This window comes from Nocardia araoensis NBRC 100135 (genome assembly GCF_000308435.1).
Classification (GTDB): domain Bacteria; phylum Actinomycetota; class Actinomycetes; order Mycobacteriales; family Mycobacteriaceae; genus Nocardia; species Nocardia araoensis.
The window spans coordinates 80651-97726 of the sequence record NZ_BAFR01000351.1 but is presented as its reverse complement, the minus strand read 5'-3'; the positions used below and the strand labels follow the sequence as shown (position 1 = coordinate 97726).

Sequence of the window (17076 nt, the reverse complement as noted above, 5' to 3'; positions counted from 1 at the left end):
GGTCGACCGGAAATTCAGTTCGCCTCTGTGACTCGGACGCTCGGCGCGAACCGCGGCAGAACGGCGCACAGGGCCGACAGGTCTCGTCCGCAGCTGTGCACGGCGCCGTCCGGCCGGATGAGGGCGGCGGATACGTGTGCGCGGCGCAGCCAGCGGTACAGGTCCGTCCCCGGTGCCGCGGCGATCACCACGCCGCCGCGTTGTTCGATCCGCCTCCGGTCCTGCGGAGCGGGCTCGATCGCGGTGATGATCGCGAACCGGCCCCCGATCAGATCGTCGAGTCGCCTCCCGTCGGCAAGCCGGTCGTTCGGGACCAACCGACCGGCCGGCCCCCGGCGTAGCAGCGGGGCAACTACGAGTTCGGAGCGGCGCAGCCGCGGCGATTCGCCGCTGGTGATCATGCGGGTGAGTCCGGGCAGGCGATGCAAGCGCGGCGCGAGCAGACCGCGCATGCGGTTGCCGAGCTCGCCGCCGTCGGTCATGGTCGTTCCGGTGAGTTTGGCCAGCCGGATCATCGTCCGCGCGTGCGGTTTTCGCTCGACCTCGTAGGTTTCGAGCACGCTGGCCGGTAGTTCGCCGCGCAGGACCCCGGCGAGCTTCCAGGTCAGATTCGCGGCGTCACGTAAACCCGCGCCCATCCCCTGGCCGATGAACGGCGGCGTGAGGTGGGCGGCGTCGCCGAGCAGGAACACCCGCCCGTCGCGCCAGCGCTCGGCGAGCTGGGCCCGGAAGGTGTACTCGGCGACGCGCAACAACTCGAGACCTTCGAAGTCGCCTTCGTCGATCCAAGGCGCGAGCAGCGGACGCAACCGGGCCAAGTCGTGATAATCGGCGGCGGTTTCGTCCGGCCGCAGTCGGAATTCCCAGCGGTAGCGCGTGTTTCCGATCCGCATGTAGGTGGCCGCGCGTGCGGGATCACAGACCTGATGTACGCCGTCCCAGTGCCCCGGATCCGCATTCGTAGCGAGGTCGACGACCAGCCAGCGTTGCTGGAACCGCAGATCCAGCATGTGCCCGCCGATCGCGCCGCGAACGAGACTGTTGGCGCCGTCGCATCCCAGCACGTACCTCGTGCGCACACATTCCGCTCGACCCGTGGCTCGGTCGGTGAAATCGACTCGGACGCAGTCGGCCTCCTCGGCGACAGCCGTGACTTCCGCGCCGCCACGCAGCGTCACCGCCGGATAGCGATCGAGGTTGGCGCGCAGAATGGCTTCCAGCTCCGGTTGATCGAACAGGTTCGCCTCCGGGTGACCGTTGCGATCACCGGCCGGATCCCGATCGAATTGAGCCAGCACCCGCCGACCGGGACCGATCAGGCGCAGACCCAGCGCGGGCCGGGAAATGGCGTCGAATTCGGCGCCGATGCCGAGACGCCCTACGATCCGGCGGATTTCTCCGTCCAGATGAACGGCTCGTGGCTGCGGATAGACGCCGTCCCACCGCTCCAGCACCAAGGAAACGATCCCGTACTGCGCGAGCAACGTCGCCGCGGTGAGCCCGGCCGGGCCCGCTCCGACGAGCACGACCGGAACGATCGGCGAGTTCATGGGAGAACTCCGGACACTGTGACCGCGTAGGCGACGGCCGCCATGCCGGTGACCGCCGCGGGCGCGATCTCCGCCACGCCGTCACCGTTGCGGACATGCGCGGCGACGGCGCCGCACATCAACAATGCCAGCGCCGATCCCGCCCCCACGCCGATCGACGCATGCACCGACCCCAGTAACACCCCACCTGCCCCGGCGATCTCGAGGGCGCCGATGCCACGATAGGCCGTCACGGTATACCCGAGGTGCTCCGCGCGCTTGCGCATCGGGGCCGCGGCCATCAGCTTCGCGGCACCGAAGGCAAGAAACTCCGTCGAGACCACCGCGGCGAGGACGGTCGAGGCCATGGTCATCGCCCCACCACCACGCGCCAGGCGATCGCGTAGCGGCCGAGGACCGCCTCGACAGCCTGCTGGTCGGCGCTCGGCTCGAGTTCGACGGAGGCGACGATCGCACCGTCCTCGACAGCGGCCGTGATGCTCCTGATGCCCGCGATCTCCGCGAGGGCGTCGACGAGTTCGCGCCGAGTGGCGTCGGCGCGCAAACCCAGTTTGTAGGGCTTTCCGACGTCGGTGACCGGCAGCGCGTCCAGGATGGTGATCGTTCTGGGTGCTGCGGCACGTTCGTGTACCCGCTCGCCCGCCCACGCCACCAGATCGTCTTCCCGCACGTCCGCGCCGGTTCCCAGAGCGACGTAGGCAACCGGTACCTCACCGGCGTGTACGTCCGGGCGGCCGACCGCGCCGGCCGCGGCGACCTGCGGATGGGCGAGCAACGCGTCCTCGATCGCGGCCGGGTCGATATTGTGACCGCCGCGAATGATCAGATCCTTCATCCGGCCGTGCAGGTGGATGAAGCCGTCGTCATCGATATGGGCCAGATCGCCGGTGTTCAGCCGGCCGTCGACGATCGTGCCGAGTCCGTCGACTACATGACCGTGTTCATCACGGCCGGTGACGTAGCCGGCGAACACCGTCGGGCCGCTGACGACCAGGATCCCGGTCGCTCCGGCGGGCAACTCCTCCCACGTTCCATCGTCGGCGATACGGACCACCGCGACCTTCTGGTAGGGCATGCGCTGTCCCACCGCACCGGGCCGTCCGAAGTCCGCGAAGCTGCGTGCCGTCGCGCACGTGGCCTCGGTGAGGCCGTAGCCCTCGACCAGCGTGACCCCCGTGTGCGTCTGGAAGATGTCCCGCACCGCCTGCGGCAGCGGCGAAGCGCCGACCACCGCATAGCGCAGGCTGGAGATGTCGGCGGTGATCGGACATTGCGCGAGCACCGCGTAGACGGTCGGCACCGCGCTCATCACCGCGATCTCGTAGTGCGCCACCATGTTCCAGAACTCCGCGTACAGTGCGAGGTCCCGGTATCCGAGCGGTCCTGCCCACACCACCGGCTGGCCCTTGAACAGCGGCGCGAGCAAGGTGACGACCAGAGCGTTGACGTGGAACAGCGGAAGTGCCGCGAAGATCGCCGAATCCGCGTCCAGCAGGGAATTCGCCGCGATCATCCACGCGTTGGCGATCTCGTTGGCGTGGGTGTGCGCCGCCAGCTTCGGCACACCGGTGGTGCCACCGGTGTGGAACAGCGCCGCCAGGTCCTCGGCGGTCGGCGGCTCGCCGGTGAAGCGGGAAGAATCCTGTCCGGCGGCGAGTTCGTCGAGATAGCCGATCCGGACGTCGCCGATTTCGGGCAGCTGCGGTGGTGTATCCGGCGCGGCGGTCGGCCGCAGCACCAGCAGCGCGTCCAGTAATCCCTGGGCGGCCGACTCCCGGACGGCATCCCAGATGTCGGCGGCCAGTTCGGGCCCAGCGGCGATGAGGACACGCGCGCCGGAGCGGCTCAACAGTTCGGCGATGTGCTCGCGGGCCAGACTCCCATTGATCGGAGCCGCGACTCCCGCCAGTTGAGCGGCGAGCAGCGCCGGGATCAGCTGGGCGCAGTTCGGCGCGATCAACCCCACGGCATCGGTGCGTCGCACACCGATCTCGTGCAGCAGATTGGCGTACCGGTGCACGTCGCCGAGCACTTGGGAGTAGTTGCGCCGCAGGGGTGCACGCCACCGCGCGGCGTCGGGCAGTACGGTGATCGCGGTGCGGCCCGGCCACAGCGCGGCCGCCCGCACGAGCAGACCGTAGGTCGATCCCGGCAGCCCCCGCTCGGCCAGCGGCACGGATTCGATCCCGGCCAGGTCACCGGGCTCCGCATAGCGCGGCCACCAGGGATCCGCGAGTTCCGGCAGTGTCTCGAGGTCGTCGGTCATCGCGCGTACCTCACGACCGTGCGCTGGCGACCCAGATCGATGGCGCCGTCGCCGGTGCCGACCGCGGCCTCGATCACGTCACCGTCTTGCAGATACCTCGGATTCTTCGACTGGCCTTTGAAGAACATCTTCCACTTGATCCGGGGCGGCAGCAGGGATGCGACGATCTCGACCGCTTTCGGCGGAGCGCTGATGGCCGTACCGACCGGCGTTCCGGTGAGCAGCAGATCCCCGGCGTCCATGCGCTGGAAACGGGTGAGCGCCCGCATGGCCTCCACCGGGGGATAGATCATGTCCGCGACCGTCATGTCCTGGCGGATCTCGCCGTTGACCCACAGCCGCAGCCGCAGATCGGCGAAGCGCTTCAGTTCGTCGGCGTCCAGCAGCACCAGCGCGGGGCCGACCGGAGTGAAGCTCGGATACGATTTCGCCTCGTAGAACTGGGTTTTCGGCAATTGGACGTCGCGGGCGGACACATCGTTCGTGACGACCAGGCCCGCGATGTAGTCGGCGACGTTCTCGGTGGCGATGTGGGAGCCGACCGGCATCTCCCGCCCGAACACCAGTCCGATCTCGACCTCGTAGTCGAGCAAATGCACGTGCGCGGGCCGGATCACGTCGTCATAAGGTCCGCTGATCGAGCCGGAGGACTTGCGGAAGAAGGTCAGCGGCACGTTCTCGGGGTCCATGCCCGAGTCCTTCACATGGGAGACGAAGTTGGTCATCTGCGCGACCACGCGGCAAGGAGCCGTCACCGGGGCCACGAGCGCGAGGCTCTCCACCGCGACGAGGTCCGTGCTCATGGCGGCCGCCGCGATCGCCTCGGGGTCCGACAGCAGCTCACGCGTGGTCGTCGCCGCGGTATCGATACGAGCCGCACCGGCAGGTGTCCGCACCCACCAGGCGTCGGCGGTTCGCAGGACAGAGGTACTCATGATCTGGCTACTTTCAACAGGCCGCGGAGGCGGCGGAGATATTCGTTGTCCTCGCGCAGCGCGCCGACGATCGCACGCAGCTCCCGGAGCGGGTACGCGCGAGATCGAGCATTTTCACCACCGGATCACGCGCCCGGCCCGGATGCTCACCCGCCAACGCCCCGTGCTCGCCGCGCAGACCGGCGTGCACGTCGCGATGGCCACTCATCGACCGCTCCCTCTTCGCTATCTGACGATATCGTCACTCACGAGGGCAGTGTCAGTCAAGTAGAATCTGAGCAATTCGTCATTATTGATCGAGTCCGTCGCCACAGAGGCCGGGAAGAACAGGCCGGACGCGGTTCGGAAACTCGAGCGCTGAAGCGCGGCGAACCCGGCCGCGACCGTTCGCCGGGCCGAGGCCGGCGACCGCGGCGGGCGGCGTACGGGCCGAGATCGCCGGGGCAGCGCGGACGCGCATCTTTCGTTCCACGCCTCGCCATCGTCAGCGTTCAGACACGCGCACGGGTTGCAGCGATAGTGGGGCAGCGCAAGCGGCGACGTGGGCGACCTGAACCGACGCCTGGGCGGCACGTCGAATCCACCGGCACGCCTAGTACTCGGGCGAGTTCATCCCCCACCCGGGCCGTTCGGTCCGCGATTTCAGCAGTGGTTCTGCAGCTCGATCCTGGCCACGGTCGCGAACGCCTCCGGCGGATAGGTCTTCTCGTCGTGGTGATCCTTGTCCATATCCCAGTGGTATTGAACAGCGGAGGAGGGCAGGTTGATGACGAACTTGCCGATATCGCCACCGGGCGGCTTGTCGTTGATGATGTTGCCGAGATACTTGTGATTCGCGTCGAACAGCGCGGCGTGCATCAGCCAAGCGTCGTTGTCGTCACCGCTGGTGACCACCGCGTTGAATTCGGCGATGCCATCGTTGTGCAAGACCCAGCGCGCGCCATGGAACATCGTGCAATCGCCGACTTTGATGTCGTGGTTCCAGGTGAAGACCCTGTCGCCATCGGCATGTCCGGCCGGCATGGATGCGACCAGTGTTCCGGTGGCCAAGCCGACGCAAACTGCCAGCCGAATCAAGGCATGGCGAATAGTTGCGGTCATTACGGCGCTCCCCCCGCGAAATAGTCGGTCTCGCTGACTGAAATTGTCGGCGGCCGTTCGACGATCGTCAATACCTGTTCAGGTGGCTTGCCGAGCTGCCCATTCGGCGACATCCCGGGTAGCGTCGATCGTTCCCTGATCATCGGGGCCGTAGAGCCGTCGCCAGATCTCGGGAAGATCGGCGCCGAGTTCCAGCGCGGCGGCGTAATCGCCTTGCCCGGCGTGGAACTGAGCGAGATTGCGCCTGGTCATCAGCGTGAAGGGATGCTCGAGGCCGGACACCTTCTCGCGCATCGCCAGCACTTCACCATACAAACGTGCGGCGCCACCGGGGTCGCCGCAGGCCGCGGTCCACCTGGCGAGATTGTCCTTGGCCCACATGGTGTCGGTGTGCTCCGGCCCGAGCACGTCCGCACAGATCGGCACCAGTTCGACCAACTGCCGTCGCGCCCGTTCCGGGTCACCGGCTTCACCGATCCACCGCGCGTATTGGTCCCGGGAGCGCAGCACGTCGGGATGCGTCGCCCCGAGGACGCGTTCGAGCGCCGGGAGAAAAGCGGTGTACTGATCGCGCGCACCGACGATGTCACCGGCCTGGCCGGTACTGAATCCCAAGTCGGCGCGGATCCGCAGCTTCTCTCGTTCGTCCTGCTCCAAGTCCAGCAGCTCGGTGAGCATCGTCACCGCTCGCTCGGCGCCGCCGGTCTGGACGTGCCAATTGGCGAGTTGCACGCGCGGCAGGAGTGTCAGCGGATGGTCACGACCGAACATGGCGGTGCAATCCTCGACGAGACCGGCGAACATCGCGCGCGCCGCGAACGGCTCTCCGGCCTCGCCGGTCCAGCGCGCGAGGCGGGCGCGGGCCGTCAGCAAGTCCGGGTGGTCCGGCGGCAGCGCCTCTCGGAAGGCCACCAGCCAGTTCGCCCAGGAGGCCCGGTTGTCGATCGGACGCCGCCTGGCGTCCGCCACGTCGAGGAATGCCACGGCCCGAGCGGAGTTCCCACTGGCCAGATAGTGCCGCGGCGCCGCCGTGTGCGCGTAGAGGTCGATATCCGGACCGGTCACGGTATCGAACGCCGCGGCGAGTGCGCTGTGCGCGTCCGATAGCGCGGTCGGCCGATGCGCGCAGACGATTTGCCGCAGCGAATCGGTGAACACCGTATGCGACAAGCCGACTCGCTCGCTGTCCTGACCGGGATGGCCGCGTGCGACGAGCACACCGAGATCGACCACCACATCACGCAGTCGCGGCAACGCCACCGGCCATCCGAGGCGATGGAGGGCCGCGCAGATCAGCGGCAACGGCGCGGTGGGTCCGACACCGACCGCAGCCAGCAGAGCCCCGACCGGCAGCGCGATGTCTTCATGCACCGGACGGCGGTGTGTGGTGCGGAATCGAAGCGCCACCAGAGCATTCAGGTCCGCGCCGTCGAGACTCGTCTTCCTCTGGTCGATCTCGGTGATCAACCGCGGGATCAACCATCCACCGCGTACATCGTCGGGTAGTTCGTGCAGGGTTCGATCGAGCCCATCGGGGATGCCGCCCTCGGCCGCCGCCAGCTCCGCCAAGACCTCCCGTGCGGTGGGTGACCGCAGGTGAACCCGCCGGGCGTGGGCGAGGTCCGGATGATCGACTACATCCGTGCCCGACCGGACGCCGACGATCACTCGCACATGGCCCAATCGCCGGTCGGTGGTCAAGGTGGCGATGGCGGCGACGACACTGCTGCGGCAGCCTTCCTCTGGCTGATCCAGACCGTCGATGAGGACGCGGATGCGTCTGCCCGCCTTTCGCATCAGATGCAAGGGCCGCACGATCTCGATCTCGAAAGCGCTGAACCGCTCCCGGTCGGTCAACTCCTTCTGTACCTGCTGCCGCGCCGCCACGAATTCCGAGCCGAATCGCGCGCCCAGTTGCTCACACAGTTCCACCAGCACCGACTCGATGGTGCTCGTAACGTCCAGAAAGACGGCCGCGGTGATGAACTCGGCGGTCAGCGAACCCAACGTCTCGACCAGTCCCGGCCGGATGAGCAGCGACATCAGCGTCGACTTCCCGGCACCGGCCGGTCCGATCAACACCTGCAACCGTTCGCCGCTCGCTTCCACGATCTCGGCGAGCGTCTCCTGCACGTTCGCCGTCAGGGAGACGCCGCGCACGAGGTGATCCACCAAGCCCGCTGCGGCCCGGTCGGTCACCGCGTCTCGGAACCGGGAGCGGTTGGGCACCAACCACAGCCCCTGGTCGCCGCGGTCCACTCGAGTGCCGTTGAACGACAGATGCCGTGCGGTCTGCTGTAGACACGCACTGTTCAGCTCCGGCGTGAGGTCGGCGCACAGCAAGTTCGTTCCACTGCCAGGTAGGCCGGTACCGAAGGTGCGCAGCAGTGTTCGGCTGAAACAGCCGTCGTAGGCGTTGCCGTCGTCCGACGCGACGAGCAATTCCATTCGTCCTGCGGTCTTTTCCAGCATCCGCACCCAGCGGTTGCCGGCTCCGAGCGCTCCTGTCCCCGCCTCACATGCGTCGACCAGGACGATCAGCCCGTCCAGCGCCCGCGTATTGCCCAATTGCTCGGCGACCACATTGACCAGGTTGAAGCCGGAATCGGAATCCAGCGGCAGTGCGGAATCGGTGGCGAGCAGATAGAAGTCCTCGTCGTTGGCGGTGAACCCGTGACCGATGAAGGCGATCAACAGCGTCGCCTTCAGTTCGTCCGCCTGCCGGAAAGCCGCCTTCACGCACCGCTTGAATTCGGTGACCGTGGGGTCGAGCACGGGACCGTCCGCGATCGGCAGCCAACCTCCGACCGTCGTGAAAGCCGTGTACAGCGCCGCGGCCAGCTCACCGGTGAACCCCAGCCGGGGGAATGCCGCGCACTCGGACGCGACAATCAGAGCGAGTCTCTCCGCCATGAGTGAACTATCGGGCAGCGCGGCGCACGGCACAACACAGCACTTGATTCGGCTGCTGTCGCTTGGTTGAGTTGTGCATGCCTTCGATCACATCGGTCGGTGGCCGCGGACACGGGAGGGCGGTTGGGGTGGAGCCGGTGACCATGGTCGCGGCGGCGGTTGCCGCCGGTGCGGCGGCGGGGTTGACAGACACCGCAAAACAAGCGGTCGCGGACGCGTATCGCGCAGTGAAGGGACTGATCGGCGGCCGTTACCGGACAGTGGATGTAGCGGTGGTCGAGCAGCAACCGTCCGCACAGACCCGAGCGGTGCTCGCCGGGCAACTACAGCGGGCGGGCGCGGGCGATGATGCGGAACTGCTGAGTGCGGCGCGCGAATTGCTGGTCCTGGTTCATCAGCACGCTCCGGAGGCCACCGAGGCGGTCGGGGTCCGGCTGCGCGCGGTCCGTGCAGGCGAACTGGAAATCAGCGATGTCACCACTACCGGAAGCGGCGTGATCGTCGAAAGCACCACTGTCCAGGGAACGTTCAAGATCAGTGGGATCACCGCGGGATCCGCGGAGCCGCCCCATCCTCCCTCGGCGCGGCGGTAGCACAGAACGCCGCGCCGAGCCGCACCACGCCCACGATCTCGCTGACCGACACCGTCGTCGGCCGGGACGTCGTGATCCACTACTCCTCGCTCCCCGCGAACTTCGCGGTGGAGGTGACGCAGGTGGCTGAACGGCTCGGCGCGGACGGTGGCCTGCCGACCCGGCTACTGATGGCGGACGCCGGACCAGCTGATTGCCCCTCTCCCCTGGGTTCGTCATGTGGCGGTGCCGACTACTTACCGCTCGGCGGCCCACGATGCCGCAGACTGCTCCCATGACGCCTCCCGAATCGCGAACAGGATCGAGGTTCCGGTGGACCCAGGTCGCCACCGGCGCCGTGATCGCCCCCGACGAGCGATTGACCTGGCCGCGCACGATCGGGATCGGGTTGCAACATGTCGTGGCGATGTTCGGCGCCACCTTTCTCGTGCCGGTCCTCACCGGGTTCCCGCCGTCGGCGACGCTGCTCTTCTCCGGAGTGGGCACCCTGCTGTTCCTGCTGATCACCGGAAACCGGCTGCCGAGCTATCTGGGGTCCAGCTTCGCGATCATCGCTCCGGTCCTCGCGGCCACCGCCTCCGGCGGAATGGGCGCCGCCCTCGGCGGGATCGTGCTGGTGGGCGCCCTGCTCGTCGTCATCGGCGTGGTGGTGCACTTCGCGGGCAGCCACTGGATCGAGGTGCTGATGCCCCCGGTGGTCACCGGCACCATCGTCGCCCTCATCGGGCTCAATCTGGCGCCGACCGCCAAGACGAACTACGAGAAGGACGCGATCACCGCGACGGTCGTGCTCGTCCTGCTGGTCCTGTGTCTCGTGCTCTTCCGCGGGTTGCTCGGCCGGTTGGCGATCGTCACCAGTGTCGTGCTCGGGTATCTGTTCGCGCTCGCGCGCGGTGAGGTCGACACCGCGGCGATCGGTGACGCCTCCTGGGTGGGGCTGCCCGATTTCCACGCGCCGAGCTTCCATCTCTCGGTGATCCCGATGTTCCTGCCCGTGGTCCTCGTGCTCGTGGTCGAGAACATCGGCCACGTCAAGTCGATCACCACGATGACCGGTGTCGACTACGACCGGCGTATGGGCCGCGCGCTGGCGGCCGACGGTCTGGCGACCGTGCTCGCCGGCAGTGGGGGCGGCTCGGCGACCACCACGTACGCGGAGAACATCGGCGTGATGGCCGCGACCAAGGTGTACTCGACCGCCGCGTACTGGGTCGCCGGTGCCGCCGCGATCGCGCTCAGCCTGTCACCGAAGGTGGGAGCGGTGATCGCCGCCATCCCGGCCGGGGTGCTCGGTGGTGTGACGACCGCGCTCTACGGCTTGGTCGGGATCCTCGGCGTGCACATCTGGGTGAGCAACCGGGTGGACTTCGGCAAACCGATCAACCAGCTGACCGCGGCCGTCCCGCTGGTCATCGGCATCGCCGACTTCACCTGGGTGCTGGGTGATCTCGACTTCGGCGGCATCGCCCTCGGCGCGATGGCCGCGCTGGTGATCTACCACACCATGCGGTTGATCGGCGGATGGCGCGGGACGGTCGTCCCCGACCACGAGCACGACGTGACGAAGCCGCGGGAACCGACGGATCGGTGATTCCCGGCACGCGCGTGCGCCGTGGTGCACCGCAGGAGTGGCGTTCGCGGGAGTTCGCCGGGGCGCAGCGCACCGAGCCCGCCGCGCACTGCCGCTAGGGGCCCTCGCCGATCGGTTGGTGATCCGCCAGAAGTCGACCGCCGAGGAAGTCCAGCACTCGGTGCAGTGCGGCCTGGGTGGGCTGGCCCGGTTCGTCGATGAGGTGTTCGGTCAGGACCGAGTGGGGGTTGAGTACGGCGTCGGGATTCGCGTCGGCATCGTCGAGTTCGATGGCGATGAACGCCTCGCCGAGCTGATCGCGCAGGAAGTCGAAGCGTTCGGCCGGGGAGCGCCGATCACCGCAGAATCGGAGTCCCATGACCGAAAGCCCTTCGTCGCAGCGTTGTTTGACACGGGCGAGGTCGGCGGGCGACAGGTCGATGGAGTATCTCTGCCGGGAGGTGAAGCCCAGCGGCAGTCCTGGCTGGGACAGCACGGGCGCGATCAGACGGTCGTCGACCGCCATGGCGAGGGCGAATCCACCCGTGAAGCACATCCCGACCGCGCCGACTCCCGGTCCGCCGCACCGGCGGTGCTCGTGTTCGGCCAGCGCCCGCAACCAATGCACGACCGGCGAAGTACGGCCGGTGGCCAGCACCACGAACTCCCGGCTGATACAGATGGGCCCGATCTGACCCGCGACGTTCGCCAACGCGGAGACCAGGCCGTGCGCGGCGGGGCTCGGGTCGCGGCCGGGGTTGCCGTACAGATGCGGCACCACTGCCGTACACCCCAATCGCGCTACGCGGCGCGCGAAATCGAAGACCTCGGGAGAGATACCCGGGAATTCCGCCATGACGATCACGGCGGGACCGGCGCCTTGGCGGAAGAGTGTGCGGGTCTTGCCGTCGTGGGTGAACGTATCGCGCTCGAAGTCGTGCAGATCGTCGTCGCTCATCTGTGGCCCTTTCTCGTGAATGGGCCCTCACTATCGACCGGCCGGACTCGCCGGTTATAGGAGAAATGTTCCCCTGCCTCTCGGCCGCGTGGCGCGAAGGCGCTGATCGGCTGTCCGGCCGGCGCCTTCGGCGTGGTCTCCGCGAAGCTCGACTCGGCCTCTCATGGTCGCGCCGATGCCGTGGAGTCGACGAGGCATAGCGGCGGGAGGTGCCAGGGTGCGCGTTCAGAAGTGCGCGGCGCCGCCGTCGATCGAGAGCGGCACCGCGGTGATGTACTTGCGTAGGCGGCGCAGACCTCGAACACCATCCGGGTGAGGATCCAGCCGCGGCCGTCCAGCACTTGCCGGTCGATGTCGCGCAACCGTTCCCGGGTCGCCGCCATGATCGTGTCGGTGGCCGCCCGCCCGCCGACCGAGAGATCGCAGGCAGACGCAGTACGACGGCAGGCGCATGCGGATCACGGTTCGGCAAGCGAGCGTGTCGGGGTGATGGTCCGGATATGAACGACGACGTCGAACCAGTCGCTCAGCCCGGCGCCGGAGATGTGATGGTCGGCGTCGCGGTCAGGGCTGTAGGTCCCGATGATGAGGCGGAGTTCGGCGGGTCGATGCAACCACTGCCGGACCGCGCCCGCCGGTGCGCCCCGCAGATCGAGCAGGTAGTTGCCGAGTTCGGGTTGGTCGAGCACGGTGTCGGCGAAGCCCGCCGGAGGCGCGGGCACCGCCAGGTCGGCCCGGGCATTGCCGTGATGGAAGGTGATCGCGACCGACAGGTAACCGCTTCCGAAGTGGTCACGGAGCAGGTACCCCGTAGTCGGAAACCGTTGTGCCATGGCGGCAACGGTGAGTTCTCGGGCGACGGCGGTGTTGGACACGCCTTCCCAGTAGACGATCCGGTGCCCGGTGCGATCGTGCCAGTCCACGATGCGGCGAGCGGCATCGGCCGATTCGGCGGCGAAGTCACGGCGACCCGAGGCGGTGCTGTTGTGGTGGTATCGGACGATGAGGCGAGCCGCCTCCAGGATCTCGGGCGCGTCGGCGGCGCCCGGCAACGATTCGACCAGCGCCAATGCGTCCTCGGCATGACCGGAGAACGGACGCCCAGGATGGGTGCCGTTCGCGCGCTGGATGTGCTCACCCAGCCGATGGGCCGTCACAATCGGGTCGTAGTGCGATTTCAGCTCCGCGATCCGTTGCGGCGCAACGGTTTCGACGAACCGAGTGACCCGATCGTAGTGCGCGGGCTTGGCGGCCTCGGGAGTCAGGCCGAACAGGCGTACCGGGTCGTGCGGATGCGCCTTGTTGAACTCGCGCGCCCACTCCAGCACCGCGAGCGTCTCGGCGGTGCGCCACGGCACCCACGCGTCAGCCAGGATCGTCCGCACGTCGCCGGCGCCCGTCCGCGCGTAGTCGTCCATGGCCGCGACGACGGATGCGTCATCGAGCAGGGCGAGTGCCCGGAATCCCTGTGTTTCCACGAAAAATCGCAATATTCGGTGCGCGGTCGCGGATAGTTCGTGCCCCGCGCGGGTGGTTGCGCCGACCCCGACGACGACAGTGCCGTCGGCCCGGTCGGCCAACGCCGCCAGGTCCGCGAGCGACTCGTCGGCGTCGACCGTCGCGAGAGGGTGCGCGGAGTTGCGGATCCAGCGCGTCACGTGCGCGGCGCCGTGCGTCTCATCCGACATGATCTGCTCCTGAGCGAATGGCCCCGCCGGACCGACGGGGCCGCGGGGACGATCGACAACACCTTTGCAATCAAAGGCAATTAACTTTGTCCGCAAAGGTAGTTTCGGGATGGAGCGTATGTCAATCGCCGCGAGCAAAAGGACGACACCAGAGGGGAAGATGCCGAGTCGGTCGACTACTCGCGGCCACCGAGCCTTCCGCCCGTCTACGCGATCACGAGCGTCGACAGTCTCCCGCTATCCCCCGTCGGCGCGATCGGCAGGCGCCGCACGATGCACTGTCGCCCTTCCGGCGAGGATCAGTAACTCGCCGAATACCTCGGCTGCGATCTCGTCGAGCGACCGATGCTCGTCTTCCCGGATCCATTGCGCGAAAGCGATCGCGAACACGGTGATGCCCGACTCCGCCGCCAGCGTCGCCGGAAGGTCGTCGATGCCTCGCGCGCGCAAAGCCTCGGCGATCGTTTCGGCGAGGCCGGCGAGCTTGTGCCGCTCCCGTTCCTGTAGCGCGGGGTTCTGGTCGATCACGAATTGACGAGTGCGGGAATGGGATCGGCGTTCGTCGGGAAAGAACGACGCAGCCGACCGCAGTGCGGAGGCGACGATGTCCATCGCGGACGCATCCGAGGGCGCCGCGTCCACGCCGGCGAGGAACGCTTCGACCAGTAAGCGCTGCCCGTGGAAGAGAACCTCTCGCTTGTCACTGAAGTGGCGGAAGAACGTGCGTTCGGTCAGGCCGGCGGATTGCGCGATCTCCATGGCGGTGGTCTGTTCGAAGCCCCGGGTGGCGAACAGTTCGAGCGCGGCCTGTTGCAACCGCTGCGGTGCCCCCGGTTCCCAACGTGCCATGCCGCCAAGTGTAGTGATGACAGCGGCTGACATGGCGGCGTAGGGTGATGTCTGTGACTGACGTCAGTCACAGACATCACCTCATACGGATCGCTCTCCGCTCGGCGGCGGAGCGGACAAAGGAGTTCACGTCATGCATGTTTTCGTCACCGGAGCCTCCGGATGGATCGGCTCCGCCGCGGTCGCCGATCTGCTCGCCGAAGGCCATGAGGTCACCGGGCTGGCCAGGTCCGACGCATCCGCCGCGGCGCTCGAAGCACAAGGCGCCCGGGTCCGCCGCGGCGACCTGGACGACCTCGCCAGCATCCGCTCCGGAGCCGAGGCCGCCGACGCCGTCATCCATCTCGCGAACAAACACGATTGGTCCGACCCTGCCGCTTCCAACGCGGCCGAACGAGCCGCCGTTCAGACCATCGGCGACGCCCTCGCAGGCACCGGCCGCCCCTTCCTACTCGCATCGGGTGTCGCCGCCCTCGGCCAGGGCAGGCCCGCGACCGAGGCCGACTCGTCCCCGTTCCATGGCCCCGACTCGCCGCGCGGAGGCAGCGAGAACTTGGCGCTCGGGTTCGTCGACCGCGACGTGCACGCCGTGAGCGTGCGTTTCGCCCCCACCGTGCACGGCGCCGGAGACCACGGTTTCATCGCGATCCTCGCCGCGATCGCCCGCAGGACCGGGGTCTCCGGCTACCCCGGCGACGGCGCCAACCGTTGGGCCGCGGTCCATCGAACCGACTCCGCTCGGCTGGTCACCCTCGGCCTCGGCAAGGCTCCGGCGGGAGCCCGTTTGCACGCCGTCGCCGAAGAGGGCGTGCCGACCCGCGCGATCGCGGAGGCGATCGGCCGAGCACTGGACCTGCCCGTCACCGCTATCGCCCCCGAGGACCTGCAGGGCCATTTCGGTTGGATCGGCGGGTTTTTCGCGATGGACGGCCCGGCGACCAGCGCCGCGACGCGCGAGTTGCTGGGCTGGACGCCCACCGGACCGACCCTCATCGAGGACATCGGAGCCGGTGCGTATTCGACGCCCTGACCGCCTTTTCCAGCACAGATCCGGTTCCGACCAGTATCGGCTCGATCGTCGTCCATCACTCGGCGCTGCGGGCGGGATGCAGATAGCGCCGGTCGCCGAGGTATTTCCGCAGCAGTGGCGCGGGAGCGCGCACAGCGGTGGTGTCACCCGGGTGGCGGATCAGGCCGGCTCGCGAGGAAGTAGTGCCTCGACCAGCGATCGGGCCTGATCGGCCGGGCCGGTCGGGCCGAACGCCTGTGTCGTGGCGTAGACGCCTTCCATCACCAGCATCAGCTGGTCGGCGAGTGCCTGCGGATCGGTCATCGGCGCGCTGGCCGCGAGTTCGCCTGTCAGCGAACAGAACTGGGCCCGCACCCAGTGCTTCATCGCCACAGCGCGTCGGTGACCGAGCACATCATGATCGGGCAGTTCCCCGAGCGCGATGAGGAAGGGGCAGCCGCGGCAGGATTCGGGACGCACCTGTTCAGCCAGCGCGTCGAACAGGGCAAGGATGCGCTCGCGCGGCCCGTTCCCGGCCGCAGCGGCGCGGAACCACTCCCGGTAGCGGTGATCTTCTCGCTCGAGATACGCGGCGACCAGATCATCCTTGGAGCCGAAGAGCCGGTAGAGGGTGGGCGGTGCGACGTTCGCCTCGGCCGCGACGCGGTCCACGCCTGTCGCGCGAATGCCGTGCCGGTAGAACAGCTCTCGCGCGACGGCGAGGATGTACTCCCTGGTGTCCGCGGCGGCGCGCCGTTTCGATCCCACGGGAATACGATAGCGCCCGCCAGCGATGTTAGGGAGCGTTACGTTACAACAATGCGGGAGTGCGCAATGACCGACTTGAACGGAAAGACCGCCCTGGTGACCGGCGCTTCGCGGGGAATAGGCCGGGCCATCGCCGAGCGTCTGGCCGCCGACGGCGCCGAAGTCGCCGTGCACTACGGCACCAACATGGAGGCGGCGCAAGCCACGGTATCGGCGATCCGGCGCTCGGGCGGCCGGGCTTTCCCGGTCCGCGCCGAACTGGGCGTCGACGGGGACATCGACCAACTGTTCGGCGAACTCACCACGGGACTCGGTGACCGGCCGTTGGACATCCTGGTCAACAACGCCGCGATCATCGCCTATGACGCCACGGTCGAGCAGGCCACGCCCGAGCACTTCGACCGGTTGTTCGCGGTCAACGTGCGGGCGCCGTTGTTCATCGTTCAGCGGGCGTTGCCGTTGCTGCGCGACGGCGGGCGCATCGTCAACATCTCCTCCGGCGTCACCTGGTTCGCCACACCGGAGGTCGTCTACGGCATGACCAAGGGCGCGCTCAACGTGCTCGGCCGATCACTGGCCAACACCTTGGGGCCGCGCGGGATCACGGTGAACACGGTCTCGCCCGGCATCACCGACACCGACATGAATTCCTGGCTGCACACCAACGACGGTGCGATCCCCGGTGTGGCGGGCATGACCGCGCTCGAACGCGTCGGCCGCGGCTCGGACATCGCCGACGCGGTGGCCTTCTTCGCCTCCGACGACGGACGCTGGGTCACCGGTCAGACACTGGAGGTCAACGGCGGCCTGTTCCTGGGGCCGAAATCACCGTCCTGGTGAGCACCGGACAGAGGCGGTGTGCGGGGCGCGGCACCC

At 68.0% G+C, this 17076-nt stretch carries 15 protein-coding genes; 4 read left to right on the top strand and 11 right to left on the bottom strand.

Going from position 1 to position 17076, the window contains the following annotated elements; all coding sequences use genetic code 11:
* Window positions 1–14: 14 nt before the first annotated feature.
* The 7 genes from mhpA to ON21_RS36425 all read right to left on the bottom strand — a co-directional run bounded on the left by mhpA (window position 15) and on the right by ON21_RS36425 (window position 8765).
* A complete protein-coding gene (gene mhpA / locus ON21_RS34610; protein ID WP_039805161.1) occupies window positions 15–1550 on the bottom strand; it encodes a bifunctional 3-(3-hydroxy-phenyl)propionate/3-hydroxycinnamic acid hydroxylase MhpA in 1536 nt (511 codons plus the stop codon).
* Entirely contained in the window at window positions 1547–1903 is a 357-nt protein-coding gene (locus ON21_RS34605; RefSeq protein WP_039805159.1) for a DoxX family protein, read from the bottom strand. The genes mhpA and ON21_RS34605 overlap by 4 nt, the downstream gene beginning before the upstream one ends.
* Window positions 1900–3816, bottom strand: coding sequence for an acyl-CoA synthetase (locus ON21_RS34600; RefSeq protein WP_051021781.1), 1917 nt, complete (start codon window positions 3814–3816; stop codon window positions 1900–1902). The genes ON21_RS34605 and ON21_RS34600 overlap by 4 nt, the downstream gene beginning before the upstream one ends.
* Entirely contained in the window at window positions 3813–4751 is a 939-nt protein-coding gene (locus ON21_RS34595; protein ID WP_039805158.1) for a fumarylacetoacetate hydrolase family protein, read from the bottom strand. The genes ON21_RS34600 and ON21_RS34595 overlap by 4 nt, the downstream gene beginning before the upstream one ends.
* A 13-nt stretch (window positions 4752–4764) precedes the next feature.
* Window positions 4765–4959 (bottom strand): hypothetical protein, encoded by a 195-nt coding sequence (locus ON21_RS39155; RefSeq protein WP_157171170.1) that lies wholly within the window; start codon window positions 4957–4959, stop codon window positions 4765–4767.
* 434 nt (window positions 4960–5393) lie between these two features.
* A complete protein-coding gene (locus tag ON21_RS34590; protein ID WP_169332765.1) occupies window positions 5394–5852 on the bottom strand; it encodes a DUF6294 family protein in 459 nt (152 codons plus the stop codon).
* Window positions 5853–5930: 78 nt separating this feature from the next.
* Entirely contained in the window at window positions 5931–8765 is a 2835-nt protein-coding gene (locus ON21_RS36425; RefSeq protein ID WP_051021779.1) for a tetratricopeptide repeat protein, read from the bottom strand.
* Between the two features lie 143 nt (window positions 8766–8908).
* On the opposite strand from ON21_RS36425, the gene ON21_RS34580 reads away from it, so the two are divergent.
* Together ON21_RS34580 and ON21_RS34575 are read left to right on the top strand one after the other, a co-directional pair.
* Window positions 8909–9358 carry a Het-E N-terminal domain-containing protein gene (locus ON21_RS34580; RefSeq protein ID WP_039805253.1) on the top strand — a complete coding sequence of 150 codons (450 nt, stop codon included), beginning with the start codon at window positions 8909–8911 and terminating at the stop codon, window positions 9356–9358.
* 274 nt (window positions 9359–9632) lie between these two features.
* Entirely contained in the window at window positions 9633–10949 is a 1317-nt protein-coding gene (locus tag ON21_RS34575; RefSeq protein ID WP_039805154.1) for a uracil-xanthine permease family protein, read from the top strand.
* A 94-nt stretch (window positions 10950–11043) separates the two neighbouring features.
* Here ON21_RS34575 and ON21_RS34570 read toward each other — a convergent pair whose 3' ends face one another.
* The 3 genes from ON21_RS34570 to ON21_RS34560 form a co-directional block, all read right to left on the bottom strand.
* Window positions 11044–11886, bottom strand: a complete 843-nt coding sequence (locus ON21_RS34570) for a dienelactone hydrolase family protein (RefSeq protein WP_039805152.1) — start codon at window positions 11884–11886, stop codon at window positions 11044–11046.
* 458 nt (window positions 11887–12344) lie between these two features.
* Window positions 12345–13712, bottom strand: coding sequence for an erythromycin esterase family protein (locus ON21_RS34565; protein WP_157171168.1), 1368 nt, complete (start codon window positions 13710–13712; stop codon window positions 12345–12347).
* Between the two features lie 99 nt (window positions 13713–13811).
* Window positions 13812–14423, bottom strand: coding sequence for a TetR family transcriptional regulator (locus ON21_RS34560; protein ID WP_051021773.1), 612 nt, complete (start codon window positions 14421–14423; stop codon window positions 13812–13814).
* Window positions 14424–14556: 133 nt separating this feature from the next.
* On the opposite strand from ON21_RS34560, the gene ON21_RS34555 reads away from it, so the two are divergent.
* Window positions 14557–15453, top strand: coding sequence for an SDR family oxidoreductase (locus ON21_RS34555; protein WP_039805150.1), 897 nt, complete (start codon window positions 14557–14559; stop codon window positions 15451–15453).
* Between the two features lie 159 nt (window positions 15454–15612).
* Here the strand turns inward: ON21_RS34555 and ON21_RS34550 are convergent, their stop codons facing one another.
* The gene (locus ON21_RS34550) at window positions 15613–16200 is read right to left on the bottom strand and encodes a TetR/AcrR family transcriptional regulator (protein ID WP_051021770.1); all 588 of its coding nucleotides are present in this window, start codon (window positions 16198–16200) and stop codon (window positions 15613–15615) included.
* A 66-nt stretch (window positions 16201–16266) separates the two neighbouring features.
* On the opposite strand from ON21_RS34550, the gene ON21_RS34545 reads away from it, so the two are divergent.
* Window positions 16267–17040, top strand: a complete 774-nt coding sequence (locus ON21_RS34545; protein WP_039805148.1) for an SDR family NAD(P)-dependent oxidoreductase — start codon at window positions 16267–16269, stop codon at window positions 17038–17040.
* Window positions 17041–17076: the final 36 nt, after the last annotated feature.